This is a genomic window from Pseudomonas sp. BNK-7 (assembly GCF_048072025.1).
In the GTDB taxonomy this organism is placed as follows: Bacteria; Pseudomonadota; Gammaproteobacteria; order Pseudomonadales; family Pseudomonadaceae; genus Aquipseudomonas; species Aquipseudomonas danubii.
On sequence record NZ_CP182252.1, the window covers coordinates 4,087,201 to 4,099,719 of the forward strand.

Annotated in this window: 11 protein-coding genes; 4 read left to right on the forward strand and 7 right to left on the reverse strand. The window is 65.9% G+C overall.

Going from position 1 to position 12,519, the window contains the following annotated elements:
- Nucleotides 1–136: 136 nt before the first annotated feature.
- The 7 genes from ACMGF8_RS19090 to ACMGF8_RS19120 form a co-directional block, all read right to left on the reverse strand.
- Nucleotides 137–922: a hypothetical protein gene (locus ACMGF8_RS19090; RefSeq protein ID WP_207167746.1), complete on the reverse strand. Its 786-nt coding sequence runs from the start codon at nucleotides 920–922 to the stop codon at nucleotides 137–139.
- Nucleotides 923–995: 73 nt separating this feature from the next.
- Nucleotides 996–1,346, reverse strand: a complete 351-nt coding sequence (locus ACMGF8_RS19095; protein ID WP_060839003.1) for a DUF2493 domain-containing protein — start codon at nucleotides 1,344–1,346, stop codon at nucleotides 996–998.
- Entirely contained in the window at nucleotides 1,334–3,049 is a 1,716-nt protein-coding gene (locus ACMGF8_RS19100; protein ID WP_207167748.1) for a Na/Pi cotransporter family protein, read from the reverse strand. The genes ACMGF8_RS19095 and ACMGF8_RS19100 overlap by 13 nt, the downstream gene beginning before the upstream one ends.
- A 27-nt stretch (nucleotides 3,050–3,076) precedes the next feature.
- Nucleotides 3,077–3,277 carry a hypothetical protein gene (locus ACMGF8_RS19105; protein ID WP_102864539.1) on the reverse strand — a complete coding sequence of 67 codons (201 nt, stop codon included), beginning with the start codon at nucleotides 3,275–3,277 and terminating at the stop codon, nucleotides 3,077–3,079.
- 138 nt (nucleotides 3,278–3,415) lie between these two features.
- Entirely contained in the window at nucleotides 3,416–6,127 is a 2,712-nt protein-coding gene (gene mgtA, locus ACMGF8_RS19110) for a magnesium-translocating P-type ATPase (RefSeq protein WP_207167750.1), read from the reverse strand.
- Between the two features lie 285 nt (nucleotides 6,128–6,412).
- The gene (locus tag ACMGF8_RS19115) at nucleotides 6,413–6,703 is read right to left on the reverse strand and encodes a hypothetical protein (protein WP_102864541.1); all 291 of its coding nucleotides are present in this window, start codon (nucleotides 6,701–6,703) and stop codon (nucleotides 6,413–6,415) included.
- Between the two features lie 403 nt (nucleotides 6,704–7,106).
- Nucleotides 7,107–7,457, reverse strand: coding sequence for a hypothetical protein (locus ACMGF8_RS19120; RefSeq protein ID WP_102864542.1), 351 nt, complete (start codon nucleotides 7,455–7,457; stop codon nucleotides 7,107–7,109).
- Between the two features lie 559 nt (nucleotides 7,458–8,016).
- On the opposite strand from ACMGF8_RS19120, the gene ltnD reads away from it, so the two are divergent.
- From ltnD to ACMGF8_RS19140, 4 genes are all read left to right on the forward strand, one after another.
- A complete protein-coding gene (gene ltnD, locus ACMGF8_RS19125) occupies nucleotides 8,017–8,922 on the forward strand; it encodes an L-threonate dehydrogenase (protein ID WP_060843417.1) in 906 nt (301 codons plus the stop codon).
- Nucleotides 8,923–8,932: 10 nt separating this feature from the next.
- Nucleotides 8,933–10,225, forward strand: coding sequence for a 3-oxo-tetronate kinase (otnK, locus tag ACMGF8_RS19130; protein ID WP_416756965.1), 1,293 nt, complete (start codon nucleotides 8,933–8,935; stop codon nucleotides 10,223–10,225).
- Nucleotides 10,222–10,860, forward strand: a complete 639-nt coding sequence (locus ACMGF8_RS19135) for an aldolase (RefSeq protein ID WP_102864543.1) — start codon at nucleotides 10,222–10,224, stop codon at nucleotides 10,858–10,860. The genes otnK and ACMGF8_RS19135 overlap by 4 nt, the downstream gene beginning before the upstream one ends.
- Nucleotides 10,861–11,037: 177 nt before the next feature.
- Nucleotides 11,038–12,501, forward strand: a complete 1,464-nt coding sequence (locus ACMGF8_RS19140) for an SLC13 family permease (protein ID WP_416756966.1) — start codon at nucleotides 11,038–11,040, stop codon at nucleotides 12,499–12,501.
- Nucleotides 12,502–12,519: the final 18 nt, after the last annotated feature.

Genomic DNA, 12,519 nt, shown 5'->3' on the forward strand with positions numbered 1-12,519 from the left:
CCGCAGGCTGCGAACGGCTCCGTAGGAGACGCGGGGATCTTGAGGCTGCCCAAGATCGTCAGGCAAGGCCCTTTGGACCTTTGCGCAGCTTCGCAGGCTCAGCAGCGGCTACAGGGGCGGCGACGCTATGGGGCGCTCAGAAGCGCAGGGTTGCGCCGGTGGTCAGCCAGCGGTCGCGGGCTTCGGTCAGGTGCTGGCCCAGGATCAGGTCCAGGTCAAGGTGCTGGCCCACGTGCAGGCGCGGGCCAGCCTGCCAGCCTTGTTCGCCGCCGCGCTGGCCGTAGCGCTCGGCAATCAGGGTCAGGCTCGGCATGAGGTCGTATTCGACTCCGCTGCCCCAGGTCCAGCGGTGGTTCTGCTCGCCATCGTCGTAGGCGTGGGTCCAGCCGGCATTCAGGTTTAGCCGCAGGCGGTCGCTGGCGCTGAAGGTCAGGGGCAGGGTGAGGTCGCCGCCGTCGAAGCTGTGGTGGCGGTTCAGGGCCCAGTGGGCGGAGCCGGCCAGGGCCAGTTGCAGGCCCAGGTCCGCGCGGTCCAGCAGGGCGATCTTGAGCTGGGGGCTGACCTGGGTTTCGCCCTGGCCGTCAGCCTGCTGGCGCTGTACCGCGGCTCCCACTTGTACCCAGGGCAGTTGGCTGAAGGTGCAGGCCGGGGCGATCACGCTGTTGTGGCTGGAGCCTTGATGCCGGGTGCTCTGGTACCAGGCATCGACGTTGCATTCCCCGGGGGCGTTGATGGCGCCGTCATCCACCACGTAGGCGCCGCCGGCGGCCTGGGCCTTGGAGCACAGGGCCAGGGTCGCGGTGGCCCCGGCGGTGAGGGCGAGGAACAGCAGGTTGCGTTTGAGCATGCGGCTTTTCGCGGCAGGCAGGGTGTGGCCCCAGGAGGCGCAACGCGAGGAGCGATGTGGGCGGTGCTTGGACATGGCAGGTCTCGTTCTGTTGGGCGCCGGACCGTTTGGTTGGGGAGCCGGCGCGGGTGGGTGCTGCGTGGGGTGTTTACTGGGCGTCCACCGATAGGGTCTGGATGCCGCGGACCCGGGCCTGGGCCAGCAGCTCTTCGGTGTCTTCCCCGCCGGGCAGGGCGAGGACGATGTCCGGGCGGCTGTCGGCCAGCATGAAGCTGTTGCGCAGGCGCTCGGCGTGTTTGCCGTGCAGTTGCCAGTTGGGCGGGTAGCGGACGATGTGGGCCCCGGTTTCCCGGGCCCAGTCCTCGATGTGGGCGCCGAGGAACTGGCTGCCGCCGTGGATCACCACCCGCACTTCGTGCAGGCGCTGGAAGGCTTCCAGGACCCGGCGACACAGGCGGCTGTCGGCGTAGTAGCGGCCGGCGCAGATCAGGACGCGCATGGGCTGTCCTCCTTGAGCCCGGTCACGGGGTGCTCGGCGCCCGGCGCTTCGGCCAGGGGCTCGCTGAGGTAGCCGTGTTCGATGTCGCGCTCACCGGCACGCTCCAGGGCCGGGTAGGCCAGGGCGGCGATGTGGTGGTGGACCCGGCGGTAGTCGCGCAGCAGGCGCTGGAAGATGTCCCCGGACTCGGCCCAGGCGCTCTGGTCTTCGCGCAGTTGGCGAAAGTGCTCGCGGCCGGCGGCGGCTTCCAGGCGCCGCACGTTTTCCTTGCGCGCCAGCAACTGGTGGGCGGTGGGCAGGTCTTCGCGCAGGAACACGGTGATGGCCAGGCTCAGGCTGTCCAGCAACTCCTGGTGCAGTGGGTACAGGGTGCCCAGCTCGAACTCGGAGAAGGCTTCGCCTCGGCGCAGGCGCCTTACTGCCAATTGCGCCAGGCTGGTGGAAAGAATGTCGCCGGCGTGCTCCAGGTTGATCACCAGCAGCAGGATTTCCTGGGAGCGGTCGGCGTCCTGGTCGCTGATGCCTTCCTTGCCGATGTCCGCCAGGTAGGCGCGGATCGCCGCGCTGAGCAGGTCCAGGGACTGGTCGATGTGCCGCACCTGCTCGGCATGGGTGATGCTTGAGGTGCGAAACAGCTGCAGCACCCGGTCGAGCATGCTCGAAAGCATGTCGGCCATGCGCAGGGCTTCGCGGGCGGCGTTGGCCAGGCCGATGTTGGCCACTTCCAGGCCGGCCTGATCCAGGTACAGCGGCATGCCCGGGTCGGTGACCGGGGCGGGGGCCGGCAGCAGCCGGGTCAGCAGTTTGCCCAGGGGCTGGGTGAAGCCGATGAACAGCAGGGCCAGGACCAGGCTGAAGGCGCTGTGCAGGTAGACCACCAGCAACTCCGGTGCCAGGGCTTGCACTGCGTCCAGGCGGGCCAGGGCGGTGATCCACGGCAGCACCAGGACCACGCCCACCAGGCGCACCAGTAGGTTGCCCAGGGGCAGGCGCCGGGCCACGTTACCGCTGGCGCCGAGCAGGGATGGCAGGGTGCCGCCGAGGTTGACCCCCAGCACCAGGGCCATGCTGGTGGCCGGCGACAGCAGGCCGGTGCCGGCCAGGGAGGCGATCAGCAGCACCACCGCGACGCTGGAGTGGCACATCCAGGTCAGCAGCATGGCCACCAGCAGCGCCAGCAACAGGTCGCCGTCGAGGCTGGTCATCACCAGTTGGAACACCGGGGTGCTTTCCACCGCGCCCAGGGTGGCGCCGAGCATGCCCAGGGCCAGCAGCATCAGGCCCAGGCCGATCAGCGCGCAGCCGATGCTTTCAAAGCGCGAGTCGTCCCGCAGGCGGAAGGTCAGGAAACCCGCCAGCAGCAGTACCGGGGCCAGCAGCGACAGGTCGAGGCTGAGCAGCTGGACCACCAGGGTCGAGCCGATATTGGCCCCGAGCATGACCGCCAGCGCCGGGGCCAGGCCCAGGGTGCCGGCGGCGGTAAAGGAGCTGGCCATCAGGCTCACCGCGGTGCTGCTTTGCAGCACGCCGGTGATGCCGACGCCGCACAGCAGCGCCAGCCAGCGGTTGTTCAGGTGTTGTCCGAGCCAGTGCCGCAGCGGGCTGCCGAAGCCGCGCAGCAGGGATCCGGAAATCATCTGCGAGCCCCAGAGCAGCAGGGCGATGGCCCCGGCCAGGTTGATCAGAAGTGTGGTGCCCGACATGAGTGTGCTCCCGGGTCGGTGACGGGTTCAGGCGATCGCCACCCGCAGCGAGGCGCGGGTAATGGCGGCGCTGAAACCCAGCAGAAAACGAATTTCAACGGCGCTCAGCAGGCCGCGAACATACAGCCGGATGCTCACGCGGGTGAGCAGGCGGGCGCTGGTGCACAGGCAGCAGACCAGCAGGGCCTGGAGGCCGCGTTGCACCATGGAAAAAGGCTTGAGATACATGGCGATGCTCCTTTCGGGCGAACAGCGTCGCCGTCGGCAGGGCGCTGGCCGCGCCGACGGTGGCATCGTTGGTCAGGTGTATCGGGCGCGGCCGTCCGAGGGCGGCCGCGCCGGGCTCACGCCCTTAGAACCAGGCCCTTAGAACCACTGCTTGAAGCGGCGGATGTACAGGGTCTTCATGGTCTGGGCGACCACGCAGTAGCTGAGCAGGGTGCCCACCAGCCAAGGGAAGTATTCCCACGGCAGCGGCACCAGGCCGACCATGCTGCCCAGGGGCGAGAAGGGCACGTAGATCCCCAGGGCCATCACCAGTCCCGTGGCCAGCATCACCGGCAGGGCCGCGGTGCTCTGGATGAACGGGATCTTGCGGGTGCGCAGCATGTGCACCACCAGGGTCTGGGACAGCAGCCCCTCGATGAACCAGCCGGACTGGAACAGGGCGGCCATTTCCACGCTGTTGGCGGCGAACACGTACCACATCAGGGCGAAGGTGGTGATGTCGAAGATCGACGAGGTCGGCCCGATCCACAGCATGAAGCGCCCGATGTTGTTGGCGTCCCACTTGCGCGGCTTGGCCAGGTATTCCTTGTCCATCTTGTCCCAGGGCAGGGCCAGCTGGGAGAAGTCGTACATCAGGTTCTGCAGCAGCAGGTGGATCGCCAGCATCGGCAGGAAGGGGATGAAGGCACTGGCCACCAGCACCGAGAACACGTTGCCGAAGTTGGAGCTGGCGGTCATGTTCAGGTACTTCATGATGTTGCCGAAGGTCTCGCGGCCCTTGATCACCCCTTCTTCCAGCACCATCAGGCTCTTTTCCAGGAGGATGATGTCCGCCGATTCCTTGGCGATGTCGGTGCCGCTGTCCACCGAGATGCCGACGTCGGCATCGCGCAGGGCCGGGGCGTCGTTGATGCCGTCGCCGAGGAAGCCCACGGTGTGGCCGTTGGCTTGCAGGGCCTTGAGCACCCGGGACTTCTGCAGCGGGGTGAGCTTGGCAAACACCGTGCGTTCTTCCACCAGGCGCCCGAGCACCTGGTCATCCATGTGCTCGATGTCGCGACCCAGCAGCGGCTCGCCCGCTTCCAGGCCCACTTCGCGGCAGATCTTCGCGGTGACGATGGGGTTGTCGCCGGTCAGCACCTTGACCGTCACGCCGTTGTCACGCAGGGCGGCGATGGCCGGGCCGGCGGTTTCCTTGGGCGGATCGAGGAAGGTCAGGAAGCCCTCGATCACCAGCTCGCGTTCGTCGCTGGCGCTGTACTGGTTGCGGGTCTGGCCCTTGGGCAGGTCCCGGGTGCCCACCAGCAGCACGCGGAAGCCGTCGCGGTTGTAGTCCTCGGCCAGTTGCAGCAGGGCGGCGCGGCGCTCGGCGTCGAGGCTCACGGCCAGTCCGTCCTGGCGGACCCGGGTGGCGGTTTCGAGCATCTCTTCCACCGCGCCCTTGCACACCAACAGGTGATCGCCACGGGCGTCGGCAAGGATCACCGACAGACGCCGACGGACGAAGTCGAAGGGCAGTTCATCGACCTTGCGCCAGGCGGCCGGCGGGGTGAAGTGCGGGTTGCCCTCGGCGAAGGCGACCACGGCGCGGTCCATCAGGTTCTTCATGCCGCTCTGGTGGTGGCTGTTGAGCCAGGCCAGTTGCAGCACCGCGTCGCAGCGGCTGCCGCTGATGTCGACGTGGTGTTCGAGGATGATCCGGTCCTGGGTCAGGGTGCCGGTCTTGTCGGTGCACAGCACGTCCATGGCGCCGAAGTTCTGGATCGCGTTGAGGCGCTTGACCACCACCTTGCGCTTGGCCATGGCCGCGGCGCCCTTGGCCAGGTTGGCGCTGACGATCATCGGCAGCATTTCCGGGGTCAGGCCGACCGCCACCGCCAAGGCGAACATGAAGGCATCGGCCCAGTCGCCCTTGGTGAAGCCGTTGATCAGCAGGACGATGGGCACCATCACCAGCATGAAACGGATCAGCAGCCAGCTGACGCTGTTGACCCCACGGTCGAAGGCGGTCTGCGAGCGCGAGCCGACGATGGAACGGGCCAGGGAACCGAAGTAGGTGCGCTCGCCGGTGGCCACCACCACCGCGGTGGCGGTGCCGCTGACCACGTTGGTGCCCATGAAGCAGATGTTCGGCAGGTCCAGCAGGTCTTGCTGGTCGGCGGCCAGGGCCTGGGCGGATTTTTCCTGCACGGCGCCCAGGGTGTCGTATTTCTCCACCGGCAGGGCTTCGCCAGTGAGCACCGCCTGGCTGATGAACAGGTCGCGGGATTCGATCAGGCGGATGTCCGCCGGGATCATGTCGCCGGCCGACAGCTGGATGATGTCGCCCACCACCAGTTCGCGCATGGGGACTTCGCGAACCCGGGCCTGCATGCCCATCTGCTCGCGGCGCAGCACCGCGGCAGTGGTGCGGACCATGGCCTTGAGGGCTTCGGCGGCCTTGGCCGAGCGGTGTTCCTGCCAGAAGCGCATCAGGCCGCTGGCCAGCACCATCACCAGGACGATGATCACGCCGGTCAGATCAGTTTCTTCGCCGGCTTGCAGCGGCAGCCAGAAGTCGGTGAAGAAACTGATACCGGTCAGGGTCATCAGCACATAGATGAAGGGGTTGTTGAAGGCTTGCAGCAATTGCACCAGGGCGTGAGGCGGACGGTCGTGGGCGACCTCGTTGTGGCCGTCGCGTTGCAGGCGGCCTTCGGCGTCCAGTTCAGTCAGGCCAGCGGTGCTGGAGTTGACGTTGGCCAGGGTCACGGCCAGGCCGTTCTGGGCTTCGCGGGCGGCACGCATCGACAGTTTGTTGCTGTCGCGGGTGGCGCTGGTGTTGCGGGAAGTTGTGGTTTTTTCAGTCATTGCGTGTGCTCCTGCCGCCTGACTACGGCACGACACAGCGACCACTCAACTAATTAAAGACGAGCGAAAGTATGTCGAGCCGCAGGTTAGCGATCGATACGGATCTTGGCGTTTTTCAGGTTTTAACGTTCGCTGCCCAAACAATGAAGTTGAATGGACAGCGAACCTACTACTGGCCTCTTCCATAACTTTCTCCAGCAAGTTTTATTAACGAGAAGGCAATAAGGTGCCGTCAAACTTCCAAGTAAGAAGTTTGTGTGGAAACAACGGAAAGTGACCGTTGATTTATGGGTAAGTGCGCGCCCCGAGGTACAGGCCGAAGATCAGTCCGGCCTGCTGCAAGAGCAGGGCCGCGCCCCGACTCTGCGGGTCCTGGCTGTCGTCCAGGCTCCAGCGTTGCTGGAGCTGGCCGGTCATCGGGCAGACGCGCCAATTGGCCCGCAGGGCGGTGGCGGCGCAAGGTGAGGATGAGGAGAACGGCGAGCGTGCCAGAGCCTTGGGCTCACGGCACAGCTTGACCCGCATGGTGGCGGCAAAGGCGCGTACGCCGGGCATTACAGAAGATGTGAAGTGCATAACTTGTGCCTCGTGACCGGACTGGTTCCGGGGAGGCAAGTTACGTTGGAGCGTCAAGCCCTAGCGCAGCTCACCCGACCGCGGAGTCGAGTCCCGTCATTGTTCAGGGGTGCCTGGCGCTGCGCAGCGGCAGTGACCAGACAGCGTCTAGATACTGTGTCCATTGGCTTCTTTAGTGAGTTGAAAAAAGGCCGGATTTCCCGGCCCGCGCAATTTACTCAGGAGGGTTCATCGAGTCAAGGTTAAATTGCCCTGAATCGTTGTTCGATGATGAAGTTTCAGGTGAGGTTCAGCTTGAGGGATGAGTGCAGGCGTCGAGAGTGGGAAACATATAAGGGATACAAATAAAAAGTGCCCATGACCGATGGGGCGTCATGAGCACTGAATATAACTTCGCGGATTATCAGTTCAGCAAGTGCCGGGAGATATCCTTGTAAGTGTTGCTGTCGGTGGCGGCCATCAGTTGCCGTCCATCCTTTAAGGTGCCGATGAAGGTCACTTCGTTTTCCGTGCCCGCCATCAGGTAACCGGCAATCGCGCCTACCGGCCCCAGCAGCATGGCGCCGGCCACGCCATAACCGAAGGCGTCCTTGTTGGCGACGGGGCTTTCAGTGGCGATTTCCAGGCTCTTGAAGGCCGATGCCTTGATCTCGACACCGGCGCTGTTGAGCACTGTCTTGAGCCTGAAGGTGCCGTGGCGGTACTCGCCGGCGCCCTGCAGAAAATCGCCCGATAAAACTTCAATATTTGCCATGTTGAATCATCCTTATCCAAGCATAACGAGACGGACCATTGAGCCCCTGGTCAGTGGGGGCGTCAACGGGGTTGCGATGAAGGGTGCTACCGCCAGTCAGCACGCTTCATGTCCTGAGCCTCGGTCAGGATCTCGCGCTCAATGCTGATCCAGATCAGGGCTGTGAAAGGTTGTAGCAGGGGATGGCGACTGGACCTCGATGTTCCGACCAGTGGCGGGCGCGGACCGGAGGCAGCGGGCAGGAAAAAGCGATGTTAAAAAATGTTAGATTGAAAAATATCTTCACATAATCCGTTCATTGGTGGATGATCGTTCACAGCCAACGCTCAACCTGATAACAACAGCAACAGGATGGCCATGATGATCGCTTCGCTCCTGCCTCTCTCGGCACCGGTTCACGGTGCCATGCACCTTCCGGGCTTGCCGTCTGGCGCTGCGCCTGTTGCCGCTCTCTGTGTTGCATTTGCCGGACCTGCAATCCGGATTTCCCTGTCCTGCCCGGTTCTTGCCCGGCGCCTGTCCGGCGCGGCACAGTCCTGGTCTATTTCTGGAGTCCCCCATGAATAACAACAATGTCGGTGTCATCGGTCTTGGCGCCATGGGCCTGGGCATCGCCCGTTCGCTGTTGCGCAGCGGTTTCAAGGTGCACGCCTGCGATGTGCGTGCCGCGGTCACCGAGCAGTTCGCCGCTGAAGGCGGCGTGGCCTGTGCCTCGGCCGCCCAGCTGGCGGAGCAGTGCGAGGTGATCATCACCGTGGTGGTCAATGCCGAGCAGACTGAAAGCGTGCTGTTCGGCGAGGGCGGGGCGGTGGCGGCATTGCGCCCCGGCAGCCTGGTGATCGGTTGCGCCACTGTGGCCCCGACCTACGCCGTGGACCTGGGCCAGCGCCTGGAGGCCCTGGGCTTGCTCTATCTGGATGCACCGATTTCCGGGGGCGCGGCCAAGGCCGCCGCCGGCGAGATGACCATGATGACCTCCGGCCCGGCCGGCGCTTACGCCAAGGCCGAGGCGATCCTCGCTGGCATGGCCGGCAAGGTCTACCGCCTGGGGGATGCCCATGGCCTGGGCTCCAAGGTCAAGATCATCAACCAGTTGCTGGCCGGGGTGCACATTGCCGCCTCCGCCGAAGCCATGGCCCTGGGCCTGCGCGAAGGGGTGGACGCCGATGCCCTGTACGAGGTGATCACCCACAGCGCCGGCAACTCGTGGATGTTCGAGAACCGCGTGCCGCATATCCTCAAGGCCGACTACACGCCGTTGTCCGCAGTGGACATCTTCGTCAAGGACCTGGGCCTGGTGCTGGATACCGCTCGGGCCAGCAAGTTCCCGCTGCCGCTGTCGGCCACCGCGCACCAGATGTTCATGCAGGCCTCCAGCGCCGGTTTCGGCCGCGAGGATGACTCGGCGGTGATCAAGATCTTCCCGGGCATCGAGCTGCCCGTGGCCAAGCCCGATGCCGTTTGAGGAGCCTGTGATGACGACTTCCACTCCACGCCCGTTGCTGGGTTGCATCGCCGATGACTTCACCGGCGCCACCGACCTGGCCAACATGCTGGTGCGCGGCGGCATGCGCACGGTGCAGAGCATTGGCATTCCCAGCGCCGAAGTGGCCGCCGGCCTGGACGCCGACGCCGTGGTGATCGCCCTGAAGTCCCGCACCACGCCGGTGGGCGAGGCGGTGGCCGAATCCCTGGCGGCCCTGCACTGGCTGCGCGAGCAGGGCTGCGAACAGATCTTCTTCAAGTACTGCTCGACCTTCGACTCCACCGCGGCGGGCAATATCGGTCAGGTCAGCGAGGCCTTGCTCAAGGCCCTGGGCAGCGATTTCACCCTGGCTTGTCCGGCGTTTCCGGAGAACGGCCGGACGATTTTCCGTGGCCATCTGTTTGTCCAGGACCAGTTGCTCAATGAATCGGGCATGCAGCATCACCCGCTGACGCCGATGACCGACGCCAACCTGGTGCGGGTGCTGCAAGCGCAGACTGTGCTGCCGGTGGGCCTGCTGCGTTACGACAGCGTGGCCCAGGGCGTGGACGCGGTGCGGGCGAAGATCGCTGAACTGCGGCAAAAGGGCGTCGCCATGGCGATTGCCGATGCGCTGTCCGATGCCGACCTCTACACCCTCGGCGCCGCCTGCGCCGACCTGCCACTGTTGACCGGCGGTTCCGGGCTGGCCCTGGGCCTGCCGGAGAACTTCCGCCGCGCCGGCAAGCTGCGGGACCTGGACGCCGCGAGCCTGCCGCCGGTGGCCGGTGGCGAAGTGGTGCTGGCCGGCAGTGCCTCGGCAGCGACCAATGCCCAGGTCGACGCCTGGCTGGAAGCCGAGCGCCCAGCCCTACGCATCGACCCCCTGGCCCTGGCGGCCGGTGAACCGGTGGTGGCCCAGGCCCTGGCTTTTGTCCAGGCCCAGCAGGACACCGTGCTGATCTACGCCACCAGCACCCCCGAGCAGGTCAAGGCGGTGCAGCGGCAATTGGGCGTCGAGCGCGCCGGGGCCCTGGTGGAGAACGCCCTGGGCGAGATCGCCCGGGGCCTGCGGGATAACGGCGTGCGCCGCTTCGTGGTGGCCGGCGGCGAAACCTCCGGAGCGGTGGTCAAGGCCCTGGGCGTGCGTCTGCTGCAGATCGGTGCACAGATCGACCCCGGAGTGCCGGCCACGGTCAGCAGCGGCGGCGAGCCCCTGGCCCTGGCCCTGAAGTCCGGCAACTTCGGCGGTCGCGACTTTTTCAGCAAGGCCCTGGGCCAACTGGCCGGAGGTCAGCCATGAGCCGGGAAAACGCTCTGCGCGAAGAAATCTGCGACGTCGGCCGCAGCCTCTATCAGCGCGGCTACACCGTGGGCAGCGCCGGCAACATCAGCGCGCGGCTCGACGATGGCTGGCTGATCACCCCCACCGATGTCTGCCTGGGGCGCCTCGATCCGGCGGCCATCGCCAAGGTCAACCTGGCGGGGGAGTGGGTCAGCGGCGACAAGCCGTCCAAGACCCTGGCCCTGCATCGCCAGGTGTATGACCGCAATCCGGGGGTGGGCGGGGTGGTGCACACCCATTCCACCCATCTGGTGGCATTGACCCTGGCCGGGGTCTGGAGCGACGACGACATCCTGCCGCCGCTGACCCCGTATCAGGTGATGAAGGTCGGGCACATTCCACTGATCGGCTACCAGCGTCCGGGTTCGCCCAAGGTCGCCGAGCAGGTGGCGCAACTGGCCAACCGGGTGCGCGGGGTGATGCTCGAACGCCTGGGCCCGGTGGTCTGGGAAAGCAGCGTGTCCAAGGCCAGCTATGCCCTGGAGGAGCTGGAGGAAACCGCGCGCCTGTGGCTCATGAGCCAGCCGCGTCCTGAGCCTCTGGATCAACACGCCCTGGACGAACTGCGGGACGCTTTCGGCACCGCCTGGTAATCACTGACAACGCTTCACGGCAAGCGCCCCCGGGAGCGCCATCGGGCTCTCGTGGGGAGCGGCTTGCCGGTAAAAAACAATAACAACAGGACTTCCCGAGATGAATGACTGCATTGGCTTTACGGGTTCCAGCGTCACCTGCAACACCTGCCAACCACTGGGTGGAGGGCTTGCCCAATGAGCCCGCTGATTCTGATGATCACCGCCGGGGCCGGTATCGCCCTGTTGCTGTTTCTGGTGCTCAAGTACAAGTTCCAGCCCTTTGTCGCGCTGATGCTGGTGAGCATCCTGGTGGCGCTGGTGGCCGGGGTGAAACCGGCGGAACTGGTGGCCACCATCGAAGGCGGCATGGGCAAGACCCTTGGCCACATCGCCATCATCATTGCCCTGGGCGCCATGATCGGCCGCATCATCGAACTGTCCGGCGGTGCCGAGGCCCTGGCCAAGACCCTGATCGAGCGCTTCGGCAACCGCCGCACGCCCCTGGCCCTGACCATCGCCGGCTTCATCATCGGCGTGCCGGTGTTTTTCGAGGTCGGGGTGATCATCCTCATGCCCCTGGCCTACGGCGTGGCCCGCAGTGCGCGCAAGCCGCTGCTGGTGTTCGCCTTGCCGATGTGCGCCGCGCTGCTCACCGTGCATGCCTTCCTGCCGCCCCATCCGGGCGCGGTGGCGGCGGCCAGCCAGCTGGGGGCGGACCTGGGCCGGGTGCTGATGTTCGGCCTGCCGCTGACCGCGCTGCTGTGCTATGTCGGCTACCGCGTGGCGGGGCGCATGACCCGGCGCAACTTCCCGATGACCGACGATATCCGTGCTGAAGTCTACGGTCCTCACGTCACCAACGAAGACCTGGCAGCCTGGAACAGTGGCGCCGAGCAATCGGCCAGCCCGCAAGCACTGGCAGCCGTGGCCCATATGGGCCTGGAGGAATCCACCGGCACTCTGGCGGCGAAACTGCCGCCGGCGCCGCCACCGGGTTTCGGCCTGATCGTCAGCCTGATCCTGCTGCCTATCGTGTTGATCCTGCTGGGCACCCTGGCCACGTCCTTGCTGCCTCTGGAATCCACCCTGCGCGGGGTCTTGACCGTGCTCGGTGCGCCGCTGGTGGCGTTGCTGCTGGACACCTTGCTCTGTGCCTGGCTGTTGGGTTCGCGCCGCGGCTGGAGCCGCAGCCAGGTCTCCGACGTGATCGGCTCGGCCTTGCCCGGGGTGGCCATGGTGATCCTGATTGCCGGGGCCGGCGGGGTGTTCGGCAAGGTCCTGGTGGACACCGGGATCGGTGCCGTGGTCTCCGACCTGCTGCGCACCACCGGCCTGCCGGTCCTGGCCCTGGGCTTCTTGCTGACCATGCTGCTGCGCGCCGTGCAGGGCTCCACCACCGTGGCCCTGGTGACCACGGCGGGCATCATCGCGCCGCTGATCGCCACCCTCGACCTGAGCCCCAACCACATGGCCCTGCTGTGCCTGGCCATGGGTGGTGGCGGGCTGGCCATGTCCCACATCAATGACGCCGGGTACTGGATCTTCACCAAGCTGGCCGGGCTCAACGTCGCCGATGGCCTGCGTACCTGGACCGTGATTACCACTTTGCTCGGCACCTTGGGGTTCTGTATTACCCTGCTGATCTGGCCGTTTGTCTGACCCTTTGTCCCAGGAGTT